The 16,777-nt window shown below is 54.7% G+C and carries 15 protein-coding genes and 2 tRNA genes; 15 read left to right on the plus strand and 2 right to left on the minus strand.

The window, feature by feature from the left end; genetic code table 11:
• Window positions 1-131: 131 nt before the first annotated feature.
• Complete coding sequence (locus ACI3UA_RS04075; protein ID WP_439723554.1) at window positions 132-1,025, minus strand: DMT family transporter; 894 nt, start codon at window positions 1,023-1,025, stop codon at window positions 132-134.
• A gap of 219 nt (window positions 1,026-1,244) precedes the next feature.
• Here ACI3UA_RS04075 and ACI3UA_RS04080 point away from each other — a divergent pair.
• The 7 genes from ACI3UA_RS04080 (at window position 1,245) to ACI3UA_RS04110 (ending at window position 7,147) form a co-directional block, all read left to right on the plus strand.
• Window positions 1,245-1,320 (plus strand) — tRNA-Lys (locus tag ACI3UA_RS04080).
• 40 nt (window positions 1,321-1,360) lie between these two features.
• Window positions 1,361-1,436, plus strand: a tRNA-Lys gene (locus ACI3UA_RS04085).
• A gap of 161 nt (window positions 1,437-1,597) precedes the next feature.
• Window positions 1,598-2,359 carry a 5'/3'-nucleotidase SurE gene (gene surE, locus ACI3UA_RS04090; RefSeq protein WP_439723555.1) on the plus strand — a complete coding sequence of 254 codons (762 nt, stop codon included), beginning with the start codon at window positions 1,598-1,600 and terminating at the stop codon, window positions 2,357-2,359.
• Window positions 2,360-2,399: 40 nt separating this feature from the next.
• Entirely contained in the window at window positions 2,400-3,641 is a 1,242-nt protein-coding gene (locus tag ACI3UA_RS04095; protein WP_439723556.1) for an adenosylhomocysteinase, read from the plus strand.
• A 56-nt stretch (window positions 3,642-3,697) separates the two neighbouring features.
• The gene (locus ACI3UA_RS04100) at window positions 3,698-4,981 is read left to right on the plus strand and encodes an amidohydrolase (protein WP_439723557.1); all 1,284 of its coding nucleotides are present in this window, start codon (window positions 3,698-3,700) and stop codon (window positions 4,979-4,981) included.
• 28 nt (window positions 4,982-5,009) lie between these two features.
• Entirely contained in the window at window positions 5,010-5,645 is a 636-nt protein-coding gene (locus ACI3UA_RS04105) for a ribonuclease H1 domain-containing protein (protein ID WP_439723558.1), read from the plus strand.
• A gap of 74 nt (window positions 5,646-5,719) precedes the next feature.
• Window positions 5,720-7,147 (plus strand): lipase family protein, encoded by a 1,428-nt coding sequence (locus tag ACI3UA_RS04110; RefSeq protein ID WP_439723559.1) that lies wholly within the window; start codon window positions 5,720-5,722, stop codon window positions 7,145-7,147.
• A 19-nt stretch (window positions 7,148-7,166) separates the two neighbouring features.
• Here the strand turns inward: ACI3UA_RS04110 and ACI3UA_RS04115 are convergent, their stop codons facing one another.
• Complete coding sequence (locus ACI3UA_RS04115) at window positions 7,167-8,036, minus strand: LysR family transcriptional regulator (RefSeq protein ID WP_439723560.1); 870 nt, start codon at window positions 8,034-8,036, stop codon at window positions 7,167-7,169.
• 172 nt (window positions 8,037-8,208) lie between these two features.
• Here ACI3UA_RS04115 and ACI3UA_RS04120 point away from each other — a divergent pair, with 172 nt between their 5' ends.
• The 8 genes from ACI3UA_RS04120 to ACI3UA_RS04155 all read left to right on the plus strand — a co-directional run bounded on the left by ACI3UA_RS04120 (window position 8,209) and on the right by ACI3UA_RS04155 (window position 16,721).
• On the plus strand, window positions 8,209-9,189 hold the full coding sequence (locus tag ACI3UA_RS04120; RefSeq protein WP_439723561.1) for a YeiH family protein: 981 nt from the start codon (window positions 8,209-8,211) through the stop codon (window positions 9,187-9,189).
• A gap of 193 nt (window positions 9,190-9,382) precedes the next feature.
• Window positions 9,383-10,915 (plus strand): nitrite/sulfite reductase, encoded by a 1,533-nt coding sequence (locus ACI3UA_RS04125; RefSeq protein ID WP_439723562.1) that lies wholly within the window; start codon window positions 9,383-9,385, stop codon window positions 10,913-10,915.
• A 54-nt stretch (window positions 10,916-10,969) separates the two neighbouring features.
• The gene (locus tag ACI3UA_RS04130) at window positions 10,970-12,355 is read left to right on the plus strand and encodes an FAD-binding oxidoreductase (protein ID WP_439723563.1); all 1,386 of its coding nucleotides are present in this window, start codon (window positions 10,970-10,972) and stop codon (window positions 12,353-12,355) included.
• Between the two features lie 2 nt (window positions 12,356-12,357).
• A complete protein-coding gene (locus ACI3UA_RS04135; protein WP_439723564.1) occupies window positions 12,358-13,671 on the plus strand; it encodes a (Fe-S)-binding protein in 1,314 nt (437 codons plus the stop codon).
• Window positions 13,672-13,898: 227 nt separating this feature from the next.
• A complete protein-coding gene (locus ACI3UA_RS04140) occupies window positions 13,899-14,120 on the plus strand; it encodes a FeoA family protein (protein WP_439723565.1) in 222 nt (73 codons plus the stop codon).
• A 28-nt stretch (window positions 14,121-14,148) separates the two neighbouring features.
• Window positions 14,149-16,050 carry a ferrous iron transport protein B gene (gene feoB / locus ACI3UA_RS04145; protein WP_439723566.1) on the plus strand — a complete coding sequence of 634 codons (1,902 nt, stop codon included), beginning with the start codon at window positions 14,149-14,151 and terminating at the stop codon, window positions 16,048-16,050.
• A gap of 55 nt (window positions 16,051-16,105) precedes the next feature.
• Window positions 16,106-16,297 (plus strand): FeoB-associated Cys-rich membrane protein, encoded by a 192-nt coding sequence (locus ACI3UA_RS04150; RefSeq protein WP_439723567.1) that lies wholly within the window; start codon window positions 16,106-16,108, stop codon window positions 16,295-16,297.
• Window positions 16,298-16,517: 220 nt separating this feature from the next.
• The gene (locus ACI3UA_RS04155; RefSeq protein ID WP_439723568.1) at window positions 16,518-16,721 is read left to right on the plus strand and encodes a MurR/RpiR family transcriptional regulator; all 204 of its coding nucleotides are present in this window, start codon (window positions 16,518-16,520) and stop codon (window positions 16,719-16,721) included.
• Window positions 16,722-16,777 lie beyond the last annotated feature (56 nt).

Raw genomic sequence — 16,777 nt, forward strand, 5'->3', positions numbered from 1 at the left:
GGTTGAACAGCTGGCATAAAACAAAATAGGACGAAGCAAAAAACATAAAATAAGACAAAAAAATCCCTGCTGCTTTCATTGTGGAAGCGGCAGGGATTTTTGCGCTGTCCGAAGGTATTCACGCTTCGGTATTATTTTCTCTTCAAGGTTATGTAGATGATAGGCATAATAATCAGCACCGTGCCGATGATTTCCGGCAGTTCAAAAAGCACATCCAGCAGGAGGACGGAGAGGACGATGGAGGCCAGCGGCTCGGTGGCGTTGAGGATGCTTGCCTCCTGGGCCAGAATGTATTTGGTGCTGGTTACATACAGCCAGAAGGAGGCGGCCGTACCCAGCACGCAGATGTAGGCGAGGCTGAGAGCCGCCGGCATGTCCAGTGTGCCGGGATATGACAGCGGCGGCGAAATAATGGATATGGCGGCGCCGCCGATGAGCATGGCCCAGCCGATTACCTGCGGCGACGGCCAGCGCAGAAGGAGCCAGCGGGGCTGCACGGTGTAAAAGGCGGCGGCAAAGGCACTGAGAATGCCCCAGAACAGTGCGGCATCGGAGATGGCCAGCGTGGTCAGGCTGCCGTGGGTAACCAAAAGCGCCGTGCCGAAAATAGCCATGATGGCGCAGATGACCTGTGCCAGCTGTGGCAGCCTTTTTTCCCTGATGGAGAACCAGATGAGGATGAGAATAGGCATGAGATACTGGATGATGGTGGCCGTCGGGGCGTTGCTGTACTCAATCGCCACAAAATACGTGTACTGCACCGACATCATGCCCAGAAGGCCGAAGGCCAGAAGACGCCTGCGGCTTTCCTTGTCCTTCCAGATGGCGAGGATGTTGTTGCCGTTGATGACGGCATCTATGAAGAGCAGCAGAAGCCCGGCCACAATGGTACGGATGGCGGTGAGATAGTCAGCCGTCATGCCTTTCTCCTGCAGGATGAACTGCGCCGCAACACCGGACCCGCCCCAGAAGATGGAGCCGGTCAGTGCCATCAGCACACCCTTGGTTCGTGATGAAATAGTCATGGATGATACACCTCTTTTTTATCAATACCATAATATAATATAACAGAAAAGCTGATTTGTCAGCTATTTGCAGGGAGGAATCGGCAGGGGGATTTATTCCGGCAGTACCTGTTTTTCCTGCGGAAGATAATTTTCATATTTTTCAAAAAAAGTGTTGACAATTTATCTTGAAATACATATAATATTCATTGTCGCGAGGCGCTAGGGCGCTTTTCATGTGACTCACTAGCTCAATTGGTAGAGCATCTGACTCTTAATCAGCAGGTTCGGAGTTCGAGTCTCCGGTGGGTCACCACTTTTTTTCGCGGCGCAAGCAGGCAGTTTGCCGAAATATTGACTCACTAGCTCAACTGGTAGAGCATCTGACTCTTAATCAGCAGGTTCGGAGTTCGAGTCTCCGGTGGGTCACCATTGAATGTGACAGGTCAGAACAGAGTTCTGGCCTGTTTTTGATATATAGCCGAATACTGAAAGTTTTTTTGATATCCAGCCGGATATTGAAGGAAACGGCAGATTTTTTATTGGTGTTTTTGGGCAGAATGAAATCTGATGTACATGCAAAGGGGGAAATCATGCGGATTTTAATCTCAAACGATGATGGTATCAGGTCAGAGGGCATCGAGGCCCTTGTCAGGTCACTTTACAGGGAGCATGAGGTGGTTGTGGCCGCTCCGGCAGGCCAGCAGAGCGCCAAGGCTCATGCCATTACGGTCAGGGACAGGCTCTACGTGGAGGAATACCGTCCTCTGCAGGACAGGTACGGCATACAGGCCCTTGCCATTGACGGAACGCCTGCCGACACGGTAAAGCTCTACATTGAGGGCATTATCCGCAGGGACAGGGCGCTGATGCCGGAGCTGGTGATTTCCGGCATCAACGATGGCAGCAACCTGGGGACGGATATGCTCTACTCAGGCACGATAGGGGCCGCGTCGGAGGGCTTTGTGCAGGGGATAGATGCAGTGGCTGTTTCCCTGGAGTACAACGCGGAGCATTCCTTTGAGTTTGTGGCGGAGCAGTTTGCCGGCAAGCTGCCGGAGCTTTTGGGGCACAGCAGCGGGAGAAAACTGCTGAACGTGAATTTCCCGCGCAAGCTGTCCGGCAGCTATGACTGGGTATGGTGCCGTCAGGGTGTGCGCGATTACTGCAACGCCTATGAAAGACAGCAGGATGAGGCCGGGCGTGTTTTTTATACGGTGGGCGGTTCGCCTCTCTTGGCCGGCAACACGGATGATACCGATGTGATGGTTACCTGCAGGGGCAATATTTCCGTGACGCCGCTGCAGCTGGATAAAACAGATTTTTCTGCCCTGCCATCAGGGCGCAATCTATGATATAATGAATTGTTAAGTTGTTTGAGAGGAGAATGTAAATATGAAATCAAAAATCAAGGATATTGCTCTGGCTCCTTCCGGCCACGATAAAATCAACTGGGTAAAGAACTTTATGCCGGTTATGAACGCTATTGAAAAGGAATACTCCGTAACAAAGCCTTTTGCCGGCAAGCGCATGGTCATGACTATGCACCTTGAGGCAAAGACAGCGTATCTGGCACTGGTGCTGCAGGCAGCCGGGGCAGAGGTTATCGCTACTGCCTCCAACCCCCTGTCCACCCAGGACGATGTGTGTGCCGCACTGGTAGAGGGTGGCGTTACGGTATTTGCCCACCACGGCTGCACGATGGAAGAGTACGATGCCTACATTGATATGGCCCTTGACTGCGAGCCGGACATCATCATGGACGATGGCGGCGATTTGATTTACCGCCTGCACAATGAGCGCCGCGAGCTTTTGCCGAAGATTATCGGCGGCTCCGAGGAAACCACCACGGGCGTTATCCGCGACCGCGCCCTTGAAGCTGCAGGCAAGCTGGAGTTCCCGATGCTGGCCGCCAACGATGCTTACTGCAAATATCTCTTTGACAACCGCTACGGCACCGGTCAGTCCACCTGGGAGGGCATCATGCGGGCCACCAATCTGGTTATCGCCGGCAAGACCGTTGTTATCGCCGGCTATGGCTGGTGCGGCAAGGGCGGTGCTATGCGCGCCAAGGGGCTGGGAGCCAATGTCATCATCACCGAGGTGGACCCGATTAAGGCCATCGAGGCGGTATTTGACGGTTTCCGTGTAATGCCGATGGACGAGGCGGCCAAGGTGGGAGATATTTTCCTGACCCTGACAGGCGACAAGGATATCCTGCGCAAATGGCATTATGAGTCCATGAAGGACGGCGCCGTAATGGCTAATTCCGGCCATTTTGATTTGGAAATCAATATTCCGGAGCTGGAAGAGGTTTCCGAGAGCCGCACCCAGGTAAAGCCGGGGATTGAGGAATTCAAGTTTGCCGATGGCAAGAAGCTGTACCTTCTGGGTGAGGGACGTCTGGTAAATCTTGCCTGCGGTGACGGCCATCCTGCCGAGATTATGGATTTGAGCTGGGGCGTGCAGTTCTTCTCCGCCCTGCACATTGTAGAAAATCACGACAAGCTGGAAAACAAGGTCTATGTCCTGCCGGATGAGGTCAATGCCAAGATTGCCAAAATCAAGCTGGCGGCCATGGGGATTGAGATTGACGAGCTGACACCTGAGCAGTACGCATACCTGCATCAGTGCTGATTTTGGCCGTTGGTCAGGTGTTGTGAAGATTACATTGATTGCGCGGGGTGTTAGTGATGAAGATTTTGATTAAGGGTGCGCATGTGCTGCAGCCGGATTATTCCACAGGCGTGGCAGATATTGCTGTTACGGATGATGTTATTACTGCCGTGGGTGAGGTGCCTGCGGATTTTGCTGCCGATTATATCATTGACGGCAAGGATCGCTTTGCGGTGCCGGGACTGGTAAATGCCCATACCCATGCCTCCATGACCCTGCTCCGCAGCTATGCTGACGATATGGAGCTGATGGACTGGCTGAATAACAGGATTTGGCCGGTTGAAGCAAAGATGGTGGAAAATGATATCCGCATGGGCGCAAGGCTGGCGCTGGTGGAGATGATAAAGGGCGGCACTACCGCCTATGCAGATATGTACGGGCCGTGCATGGAAGCTGTGGCCGAGGAAACCCTCTCCGCGGGGGTACGCGGTATCCTGAGCCGTGGGCTCATAGGCTTTGCGCCTACAGCCATGAAGAGCCTGGCGGAAAACGTGGAGCTGTACAGGAATTATCACGGGGCAGGCGACGGCCTGATTACGATTATGCTGGGCGTGCATGCACCTTATACCTGCCCGCCGGAGTTCTGCAGGGAGGCGGCAAAGGTTTCGGCAGAGCATGGCATCAACGTGCATATCCACATGTCCGAAACCCAGGCGGAGATTCAGCAGATTCAGGAGCAGTACGGCAAGCGCCCATTCCAGTACATCGAGGAAACGGGCCTCTTTGACCGTCCGTCCATTGCGGCTCACTGTGTCTGGCTGGATGATGCGGATATCGCCATGATGAAGGAGAAATCCATTGCGCCGGTACATAATCCGGGCAGTAACATGAAGCTGGCCAGCGGCGTGTCGCCTGTGCCAAAGCTGCTGGAGAGCGGCGTGCAGGTTGCTTTGGGCACGGATGGCGCATCCAGCAACAACAATCTGGACATGCTGGAGGAAATCCGTCTGGCGGCCATGCTGCACAAGGTGCACGAGCTGAATCCGCTGGCTGTGCCTGCCGCAGAGGCCCTGAAAATGGGTACGGAATACGGTGCAAAGGCTCTCCTGCTGGACAGGACGGGCAGGCTGCAGGCCGGCTGGAAGGCGGATATTGTGCTCTATGACATGAACCGTCCTGAGTGGTGTCCGCGCCATGATCTGGTATCTTTGCTGGTTTATTCTGCCAACAGCAGCAGTGCCGATACCGTGCTTTGCAACGGCAAGGTGCTCATGGAAAAGGGTGAGCTGAAGACGCTGGACGAGGAAAAGGTTCTGTTTGAAGCAAATGCCTGTGCTATGGATTTGATAAGCAGGGGCTGACAATTTTTTGCAGTTAAAGAGGTTAAGCGTGGCAAAGGCTAAGAATAATTATTATGCAGTGCTGGCAGGAAGGCAACCGGGCATCTACAGAACCTGGGCCGAGTGCCAGCGTCAGGTCATAGGCTTCAAGGGGGCGAAGTTCAAGGGCTTTGTCACCTTGCCGGAGGCCGAGGCCTTTATGAACAGCCTGCCGGTTCAGGCAGGTGTAGCCAAGGCAGGTGATACGCCGGAGAGTGCAGTCAGGGATTTTTCCTGGGGCGTGGTCATCTTTGTGGATGGTTCCTATGTAAAGGGGCGGTACAGCTGGGGCTTTGCCGTCTATGAGGACGGGGAGCTGATTTTTACGCAGAACGGCGTCGGCAGTTCCAAGGATGCGGCAAAGCTGCACAATGTGGCCGGTGAAATGGATGCCGCCCGTGAGGCCGTGCTATGGGCGGAGGCTCATGGCATGGAGGTCAGGGGTGTGACTATCTGCCATGATTATGAAGGGATTGCCGCCTGGCCGTTGAACCACTGGCAGGCAAAGCTGCCCCAGACGCAGGAGTATGCGGCCTTTATGAGGCCGCGGCTTGACTGGGTGTGCTTTCAGAAGGTGGCAGGCCACACCGGCGTAGCCGGCAACGAGCTGGCTGACAGGCTGGCAAAGGAAGCGCTGGGCATATGACGGCTTTGGCGGGCCCTTTTTATGGGAAGGGCGGATGTGCGGTGTGGCTGACTTGAGGTAAGGGGGTATTTTGCTTGCGAGTTTTTTTCGGTTTTTTCTGCGGTGCTTTTTTGTGCCTTGCCCTGCTCCTTGGCGGTCCCGCCATGGCCGGGGCACAGGCCGTTGATTCTGTCCGGCAGGCCAGAATGGCCTATATCTGTGCGCTGGCGGACATGGCTGTTTATAGCAGCAGCATGAATGAGGCGGTGCGGCAGGAAATGAGCCAGTTCGGCTGGCAGTTCAAGGATTACAGGCAGGCGGACAGGCGGGCGGATACCACCTTCTACACCCTTGTGCACGAAGGCAGCAGCGGGCGCGAAGCTCTGGTAGTGATTCCGGGCACGGAAAAGCTGAAAGATGTGGAGGTGGACCTGCGGTTTGGCAAGGTGCTTTTTGGCGGCAGTACGCCGCAGGAGTTTCGCAGTTTTGCCGAAACTGAAAAGGTGACGGCCAGTCAGCCGATGGTGCATCAGGGCTTCAACGACTATACCATGACGGCCTTTTTTACCCCTGACGCGGACGGCGTTATGGGCGCTGACCGCCTGCGGGAGCTGGCGGCGGATGGCAATGAGCACCTTTACCTGACCGGTCACAGCCTGGGCGGGGCCGTGGCTACACTGCTGGCGGCCCGGCTGGTGTCCATGGGGGTTGATCCGGACAAGCTCAGCGTCTTTACCTTTGGTGCGCCTACGGTGGGCAATACCGCCTTCGCGGAGGAATACGGCTACCGCATCGATTTGAGCCGTTATACCATGGGCGGTGATGTGGTAAGGAATGCCCTGCAGGCGCTGAAGTCCGGCTATGTGCATTTTGGTACGGAGTACAGGTGGAAGAAAAACGAAAACTCCCATAAGTTCAATCATGCCATAGTGGGCTATCTGGATGCGGCCATCCGCGGCTATTATGATGAAGTTCTGCAGGGTGACCTGAGCATGGCCGGTCTGGCGGCGGCAAAGGAGGCCGCCGGGGGTGATGCCGCACAGGAAGCACAGGAAGGAAAGCCGGTGCAGTCCTGGCGGCAGGTGTCCTCTGCCGGGCGCGTGTACATAGCTCCGGCGGTGCTGGATTTGCCGGAGGATATTGCCAACGACAGTGCCTACATGCAGGTGGTGGCGGGAGATATCCTGATGCATCAGTTCAGCCGGGTGGTGGCGGATGATGCGTATGCCCGGCCGGGAGCCGCCGTGGACGCGCTTTTTGCGGCATGCCGCAGGGCGGAGGAGGCCGGCTGTGACAGGGTGGCCATGATAAACATCAACGGAACTGCCGACAAGGAAAATCCCAAGCTCTATCGTCTGGCTGTGGCAGTGGAGGTCTATACAACCACCGGCGAGCCATTGCTGCACACCATTAACTCCACGACCACTCAGGAGATTACGCCCATAGAGGCAGTGATGTACGATATGACCAGAGCGGTAGCCGACATCAAGGAGGCACAGCGGCAGGGCATCCTGCCGGAGTGATGCGCGGCAGCAGGCCGCGTTACGCATAATCCCGGCACAGCCTGATAAATGCCTTTAGCCCGCGGGTAAGGTATTTGTTTTTGTGGTATACTATGCGGAAGCTGCGCCTGAAGGTGACGGAGGGCATGGTAAAGGTGGCAAGGCGGCCGGCGGCTATATCGGCGTCCGCCAGCCGGCGGGAAATGGCGCTGACGCCCAGGCCTGCCGCCACCGCCTGCCTGATGCTGGCGGTGTTGTTGTAGGAGCCGATGGCGCGGCATTTCAGGTGATGCTGGTTCATGACGTGCTCAAAGAGGGTGCGGGTGCCGCTGCCCTCTTCCCGCAGTATGAAGGGAAGCTGCATGAGGCTGTCCTCCGTAAAGCCGTCAGGCGGCAGCAGCTGCGGCGCGATAATAAAAATAAGCTCGTCCTCAAGAAATGGAATCTGGCTGAGATATTCCGAGGTGATGCTGCCTTCCACCAGGGCGGCGTCCAGCTCGTCACGCAGCAGGGCTGATTCCAATGAAGCGGTGTTGTGGATGCGGGAATAGATTTCCTGCTCCGGCATCGCTTTTTTTAGTTGGGTCAAAAGGTCGATAAAGATGCTTTCACCGATGGACAGGGTGGCTCCCAGCCGGATAGGGGCGGCGCCGGCAAAGTCCCGCAGGGTCTTCTCCGTTCTGGCATTGAGGGAAATGATATGCCGGGCGTAATGCAGCAGCTCCTGCCCCGCGGCGGTGAGAAAGAGCTTTTTTCCCAGCCGTTCAAAGAGCATGACGCGGTAGTGGGCTTCCATTTCCCTGACCGCCTGGCTGATGGAGGGCTGGGAGATGTGCAGTACCTGTGCCGCCTGGGTCATGCCCCCTTCGTCGCAGACGGCTATGAATATCTGGAAATGGCGCAGTGTCATGGCTGTGTACCTCCTTGCAAATCTATTGTCATAATCTATATATAAGTAAATACCTATTGAAATTATTATATCATAGTATTTTACATATATGAAGTATTGGAGTACAATATAAGCAGAGATTGAGAAAAGCTGCTGTGAAGAGCCGCTTGTGATGTAAACGGAGGTATGATGTATGAAGGAGCTTTGGAAAGGTATTTTGTATGCGCTGGTGCTGGCTGTTCCGGCCGCGTATCTGGGAAAGATGTATCCGATTATCGGAGGGCCGGTTTTCGGTATCCTGCTGGGAATTATCTGTGCTTTTATTCCACGGTCGGAAGCCTTTAACGCAGGCATAAATTTTACCGGCAAGAAGATTCTGCAGTATTCCATTATCCTGCTGGGCTTTGAGATGAATCTCTTCAACGTGCTGGAGGTAGGTTCCCAGTCACTGTATGTCATGATTTTTACTTTGCTGACTTCCTTTGCTGTTGCCTGGTGGGTAGGCAAGCTGCTGAAAATGCCTGAGGACACCAAGACGCTGATTGGTGCAGGTACCTCTATCTGCGGCGGTTCCGCTATTGCTGCGCTGGCACCTGTTATCGGTGCCAAGGACAAGGATATAGTGTTTTCTATCTCCACGATTTTCCTGTTCAACGTGCTGGCGGTGTTCATCTTCCCTTTCCTGGGCCATGTTATCGGCATGTCTGATTTCGGCTTCGGCATGTGGGCAGGCACGGCGATAAATGATACCTCCTCGGTAGTGGCGGCAGGCTATTCCTACAGTGAGGCGGCCGGCAGCTATGCCACTATCGTCAAGCTGACCCGCGCCCTGATGATTGTGCCGGTGTGCCTGTTCTTTGCTGTTATTACCGCCAGAAAAGCCAAGGCGGAGGGGCAGGGCTTTGAGCTGAAAAGGATTTTTCCTTTCTTCATCCTCTGGTTTGTGGTGGCCTCCATTGTCAATACCAGCGGCATTCTGCCGGCAGAGCTGAGCAAGGGGCTGGGTGATTTTGGCAAGTTCTGCATTGTCTGGTCCATGGCGGCCATCGGCCTGAACACCAACCTCATGTCACTGGTGAGGAACGGCGTGCGCCCGATTGCCCTGGGGCTGTGCTGCTGGATTGCCGTAGCGGTGGTTTCCCTGATTGTTCAGCATATCGTGGGCATCATGTAATTCAGACGACGATTATAAAAAAATCCCTGCGTTAAGCAGGGATTTTTCATTTTGTGGCGAATAAGTATTTAGTATAGTTGTGGATGCAGAAAAGAAAATTCTGCCTTCCTGTTGAATTCTTCCCGCCGCACAGGCCTGTGGCAGATGTGTGGCGGGGGATATGTGTATTGTTGTTTTTGAGAGGTGCTTGTATATGAAGATGATTCCCGCTGAAGCATGGAAAGAGGATATGAAGGTCTTTCAGGAGGCCGCCAAAAAGTATTATGCCGGTGAGCTGAAGCGCGCCGAATATAAAGGAATTTCCGGCAAGTTTGGCAGCTATGCCCAGAAGGGGGACGAGCCGAAGAGCATGCTGCGGCTCAGGATGCCGGCAGGGCGCATGACCGTGGAAAAGATGGCCTTTATCGCAGAATCCGTGCGCAAATATGCTGTGGATAAAATCAAGTTTACCACCTGCCAGACGGTGCAGCTGCACAATCTGGCGCTGGAGCCTGTGTGCAGGATTATGGAGGATGCCCTGCAGGTGGGCATCGTCACCGTTGGCGGCGGCGGCGATTTTCCGCGCAATACCACCTGCTCGCCTTTGTCCGGCATCGATGCGGAGGAATATTTCAATGTAATGCCTTATGCAGAGGCGGTGGGCCAGTACGCCATGCAGTTTATCAACGCGGAGAAGATGCCGCGCAAGTATAAAATCGGCTTTTCCAGTTCCCCGAAGAACCAGTCCCATGCTACCATGCGCGATCTGGGCTTTGTGGCGCGGCCTGATGGAAAGTTTGATGTGTACAGCGCCGGCGGTATCGGGCCGAATCCGAAGGTGGGCGTAAAGGTCGGCGAAGCTGTGGAGCCGAAGGATATCCTGAAATACGTCCGTGCCATGTGGGTGATGTTCCGCGCCTACGGCAACTATGAGAACCGCGCCAGGGCAAGGAGCCGCTACATGCAGGAAACCCTGGGCGGTGCGGAGAAGTATTATGCAGCTTTTCAGGAAAAGCTGGCAGAGGTTGAGGGCACGGATGATTTTGCCTTTGAAATCAAGACGGAGGAAATCACCAAGCAGGGCGATGGTACCATTGAGAACCGCAGGGCTGTGGCCCAGAAGCAGCCGGGCCTGTACAGCGTGGTATGGCATCCGCTGGGAGGCTGCCCGTCGCCGGAGGTATTCTGCAAGGTAAGCGACGCCCTGCAGGATATTGAGGGGGCGGAAATCCGTCTGGCGCCGGATGAGACTGCCTATATCGTGAACCTGACGGCCGGGGAGGCTCAGAAGATGATAGACCTGACGGCCGGTGACAGCGCGGCCAGCCTTTTTGAGATGGCATCCGCCTGCATCGGTGGCGCTATCTGTCAGCAGGGCGTGCGCGATTCCCAGGCGCTGTTGAAGAGCTGTGCAGAGGCTGTGCAGAAGGCGGGGGTTCCGGACGGCGCCCTGCCGCCAATCCACATTTCCGGCTGTCCTGGCTCCTGTGCTACGCCGCAGGTGGTTCCGATGGGCTTCCGTGGTGCAGTCAAGGACAAGCAGTCGGCATGGCTTCTGTATCTCAACGGCTGTGATGCTCAGGGACAGGAGGTATTCGGCAAGGAAGCGGGGGTTATCCTTGAGACCGAAGTGCCTGATTTTCTGGTGGAGCTGGGCAAAAAGGTGGCAGAAAGCGGCAAGAGCTTTGCAGAGTGGGTAAAAGAGCAGCCTGACGGGGTAGAAGAGGTTGCTTCCAGATATATCTGACCTGCGGTCGGTTCCGGGGCAGATGGTTTTTGTTCGGCAAAAGGAGAGGTAGCTATGGAAAAAACACAATTAATCGAAGCAATGGAAGGAATTGTGGGAAAGGAGAATGTTCTCTATTCGCCGGAGGCATTGTATGAGTATTCTTACGATGCTACTCCGGGACATTCCTACATGCCTGATGTGGTGGTGTCACCGGGAACGGTGCAGGAGGTTTCGGCGGTCATGAAATTCGCCAATGAGCACAGGATTCCTGTGTATCCCCGCGGCTCCGGCACCAACCTGTCTGCCGGTACGGCGCCTTTAAAGGGGGGCATCGTGCTTCTGATGCTCCGCTTCGACAAGATTGTTGATGTGGATTTGGAAAATCTGATTGCCGAGGTGGAAGTGGGCGTTATTGTGCAGGACATCAACGACCATATCGCCCAGTTCGGACTGATTTATCCGCCTGATCCCGGCACTGTCAAGACTGCCAGCCTGGGAGGCACCATTGCGGAGAATTCCGGCGGGCTCCGCGGCCTGAAATACGGCATCACGAAGAACTATGTGCAGGGACTGGAGGTAGTTCTTGCCAACGGCGATATTATCCACACCGGCGGCAAGAATGTCAAGGATGTGTCCGGTTATGACATGACCAAGCTCTTTACCGGCTCCGAGGGAACCCTGGGCATCGTCACCAAGGCCCTCTTGAAGCTGGTACCTGCCCCGGAGGCTACCAAGAGCATGATTGCTGTCTTTGACTCCATTGACGATGCAGGCAAGGCCGTGTCCGGCATTATTGCGGCCAAGATTATCCCTGCGACGCTGGAGATTCTTGACAATGCCACCATCCGCACTGTGGAGGACTTTACCCATGTGGGACTGCCGGTGGACGCTGACGCCATCCTGCTGATTGAGGTGGATGGCAATCCTGTGGTGGTCGAGGACGAGAAGGCAAAGGTGCTGGAAGTATTGAAGGCCAACAATGCCCGGGAGGTGACGCTGGCGAAGTCCGCCGAGCACAAGGAACAGCTCTGGACGGCGCGCCGCATGGCCCTGCCGTGCCTTGCCAAGCTGCGCCCTACCACCTTTGTGGAGGATGCGACCATTCCGAGAAGCAAGATTCCTGAATTTTTGCGGATTGTGACCAAGGCTTCCAAGGACCACAATGTGACTATCGGCACCTTCGGCCATGCCGGTGACGGCAACATGCACCCGACTATCGTGTGCGATTTGCGCGACGAGGAGGAAATGAAGCGCGTGCATGCCGCCATGGATGATATCTTCAAGGGAGCGCTGGCTCTGGGCGGCACCTTGTCCGGCGAGCACGGCATCGGGCTGGGCAAGCTGCCGTGGATGGAGCAGCAGCACGGCAAGGAGGGCATGAATGCCATGAAGGCGATTAAGCGTGCCCTTGACCCGAATCTGATTCTGAATCCCGGCAAGCTGTTAGGAGAGTGTTGATTATGGCTGAAAACAAGTTGACGGCAGAGGCAATGAACAGCCAGGATACCACTCTGCTGAAGGATATTGATGACGCGCTGGCCAACTGCATGAAATGCGGCAACTGTCAGGCCGGCTGTCCGATTTACCGTGAAACCCGCAAGGAATTTTCCGTGGCCAGGGGCAAGATTTCCTTGATGCAGGCGGTGCTGAGCGGCAGGCTGCCCATCAGCGAGGAATTTGACAGCATCATGGGGATGTGCCTGAACTGCAAGACCTGCTCTGCCAACTGCCCTTGCGGCGTAAAGGCGGACGACCTCATCCTGCGGGGGCGCAATGCGGCCGTGAAGGCAAGGGGACTGCACCCTGTCAAGAGCACGGTGTTCAAGCTCCTGAGCAACCGTCCGCTGTTCAATGCGGCCCTGCGCATGGGAGGCATGTTCGGCTGGCTGACCTTCAAGGACATTCCGGATAAGAACGCCGTGTATTCCCGCTTTCCTGTGCCGGGCATGGATCCGAACCGCGCTACGGCGCCGCTGGCTTCCACGCCTCTTCGGAGTGAGTTCCCGGAGGTTATCAGGGTGGACGGCGCCAGCCGCAGGGTGGCCTTCTTTACAGGCTGTACCATCAATTTTATGTACACGGACATCGGCCGGGCAACCATCGAGGTGCTGAAGGAAAACGGCAACGAGGTGATTCTGCCGGGCAGGCAGCACTGCTGTGGCACGCCTGTCCATGTGGCCGGCTGTTTCGATCTGGCCAATGAGATGGCAAAGCATAACATCGAGGTGTTTGAGAGCTGTGAGGCGGACTATATTGTTGGCTCCTGCGGTTCCTGCGTGGAGGCGCTGAAGGATTATCCAAAGTGGCTGAAAGACGAGCCGGAGTGGCAGGCGCGGGCGCAGAGGCTGTCGGACAAGGTGCGTGAAATCAGCCAGTTCCTGGTGGAGACAGGCTACCGGACAGACGGGCTTGGAAGTCTTGACAAGACAGTTACCATGCACGACCCTTGCCATATGGTGCGGGGCATCAAGGTGACGGAACAGCCGCGGCAGGTGCTGAAATCCATTCCAGGCCTGAAATTCGTGGAAATGAAGGAGCATGACCGTTGCTGTGGCTCCGGCGGTTCCTTCTGCATGTCCCACTATGAGCTGTCGCGGCAGATTAATGACCGCAAGTGCCGGAACATCGAGGCTACCCATGCCGATTATGTCTGTGCCAGCTGTCCGAGCTGCCGCATGCACATTACCGACGGCATCGTGCAGAACCGGCTGCCGCAGGTGGCGTATCATCCTGTCCAGCTTCTGGCGGAGGCATATAAAAAGGGCAGGGCTTAGCGTATCCTACTAATATTTATCATCGGACAGGGCAATCAGGATTGCTGTCGGGGAGAACATCCCCGCGGCAGTCCTGATTTTTTGTTTTTTAAAGTTGAAAAAAATTATCAGTAATCCTTGACAATGATAGTGATAAATATTATCATGATATAGGTGCTTTTGAGAATTGTTATTATTTTATATTAAGATATCTTATCATTATATTTTTGTTCATTGGAGGGATAATCATGACATTGAAAGACGGCAAGACCGGTATGGTGTTGAGAGTAGATAGCATTGCTGATTCCGGCCTGAAGGAAAGGCTGATGACCATGGGACTGCTGCCGGGAACAAAGGTGAGCGTGCTGCGCAGTGCGCCGCTGGGAGATCCGATGGCTATCGGCCTGCGCTCCTATCATCTGGCCATCCGCCGCAAGGATGCTGCCAATATTCAGGTAACAGCGATTTGACTGTCAATGCGAAAGGAGTTCTGATATAATGAGTACAAGTTTGTCTGTTGCACTTACCGGCAATCCGAATACAGGTAAGTCCACAATTTTTAACGAGCTGACGGGAGCAAGACAGAAAATAGGCAACTGGCCAGGTGTTACCGTTGATAAGAAGGTAGGCTATGTCCGCCACAACGACAAGGACATCATGATTGTTGACCTGCCGGGCACTTACAGCATTAATGCCCGTTCCCCGGAGGAAAAGATTGTTATTGATTACCTGCTGACCACCCACACCGATCTGGTGGTGGATGTGGTGGATTCCTCCAACATCGAGCGCAATCTCTACCTGACGCTGCAGCTTCTGGAGCAGGGGATTCCCCTGATCGTAGATTTGAACATGCAGGATGAGGCGGAAAAGCGCGGCGTCAAGATTGACGTGAAGAAGCTGGAGGCATTTCTCGGCTATCCGGTGTTGCTGACTATCGCCCGCGATGGCAAGAGCCTGAAGAACATGCTGAACGTATTTACCTCCATTTCCATGGATGGCTACGGCCCAAGCGAGGCCTTGAAGGCGCACATTGAAAGAGTGCATGAGATTGAGGCCGGCGTTCAGGACGAAAAGGTGCGTCAGGAGCGGCTGATTGAGCTTCGTTATGATTTTATTGATTCTATATTGAAGGAAGCGGTGGAGTTTTCCAACGTAGGCACCAGCATGTCGGAGAAGATTGACAAGGTGCTGGCCAATGGCGTGTTGGCGATTCCTGCTTTTCTGGCTATCATGTACGCCGTATTCCAGATTACCTTTGAATGGATTGGCCAGCCGCTGGCCGATGCGTTGGATGATTTCATCGGCGGCGATGTGACGGATGCGGCGGCTGCCGCCCTCAGCTCGCTGGAAGTGGCAGACTGGATGCAGTCGCTGGTGCTGGATGGCATCATTGGCGGCGTAGGCTCCGTGGTGGTGTTTGTGCCGTTGATTTTCATCCTGTTCTTCTGCCTTAGCTTCCTGGATGGTACAGGCTATATGGCCCGCGTGGCTTTTGTCATGGACCCTGTTATGCGCCGTGTCGGCCTGACCGGCAAGGGCGTTATGCCGCTGATGATGGGCTTTGGCTGTGGCGTTCCGTCCATCATGGGTGCCAGGGCGCTGGATTCTGAAAAGGACCGCATGCTGTCCATCATGGCGGCACCGTTTTTGACCTGCGGCGCAAAGTTGCCTATCATGGCGCTTTTTGCGGCTATGTTCTTCCCGGATAATGCCGCCAATGTGGTCTTTGCCATGTATGTGGTAGGCGTTATCATGGCTATTGTATCCACCAAGCTCCTTTCCAATACTACCTTCAAGGATGAGAATTCCACCTTCCTGCTGGAGCTGCCTCCATACCGCATGCCTGATATGAAAACCGTCCTGCTGGAAACCTGGGACAAGGGCAAGGGCTATCTTGTCAAGGCCGGTACGATTATCTTCGTAGGCTGTGTTATCATCTGGTTCCTGGGCGCTTTCAACGGCGAAGGCATGGTAGAGGACATGAGCGACAGCTTCCTGGCCTCCATCGGCGCGGCTGTAGGTGCGCTGTTCACCTGGCACGGCTTTGGCACCTGGGAAGCCGGTGCGGCCGCCATATCCGGTATTCTTGCCAAGGAATCCGTGGTTTCCACCATCGGTATTCTCTACGGCCTGCCTGATGTGTCCGCTGAAGCAGAGGATGCCATTGAAACTGCCGAGGCTATGATGCAGACCGGCATGGGTACTGCCTTTACGCCGCTTTCCGCACTGGCCTTCATGGTCTTCTCCCAGCTCTATACTCCTTGCGTTACCGCACTGGGTACGATTAAGAAGGAGGCCGGCAGCTGGAAGTGGATGGCTTTTGCGGCTGTGTACATGTTCGTGCTGGCATGGGTTGTTTCCCTGCTGGTATATCAGGTCGGCAGTCTGCTGGGATTCTGATTTTGAGCTTTTCTGATTTTGTATTTTATGGTTTTTATGATGGGAGGCCTGCCTTATGGCTACTTATGTAATCGGTTTAATTCTTCTGGTACTGCTGTTTCTGGCAGGCCGCCATGTAGTAAACAACCTGCGCACCGGCAAGCACGATTGCTGTGGCTGTGACAGCTGTGGCGGCACTGCTTCCCGCGGGGAAGAGGCAGGGCAGTCCGGCTGTTCCTGCTGTAGCGGCCACAAACAGCAGGTGTAGTGCCCGCGCCGGAAAGAGGCGCAATAAAATTTAAATGAAATATTACACGTTTTCTTCGTGTAATATTCCATTTTCCGTGACAGCTCCTGTTAAACGACCCTTCGGAGCTGTCTTTTTTTGCAATTTTCCAGGCGCTATGGCACGGCTTTCTTTTCAGGCAGGAGGATTTTGCTATACTTGATATATGAGTAAGTAAAGAGTCATTTTTGGGGGGATGGCGTTGTCAAAGCTGATTAAGGAACTGAAAGAACAAGAAGGATTTTCAGCATCTGAAAGAATGATAGCTGATTTTTTGCTGGAAAATTACCGGGGACTGGCGGCGTTGTCCACCCGCCAGCTTGCCAAGCTGACCTATACCAGCTCGGCGGCCATCGTGCGTTTCAGCCAGAAGATGGGGTTTGAGGGGTATTTATGCTACGGATGATAATTTTAATATTGCCAATCTTGCGGCTTCCAGCTTTATCATGGTGGACAAGAGCT

The sequence above is a fragment of the Anaerovibrio sp. genome, assembly GCF_051866355.1.
Taxonomy (GTDB): domain Bacteria; phylum Bacillota; class Negativicutes; order Selenomonadales; family Selenomonadaceae; genus Anaerovibrio.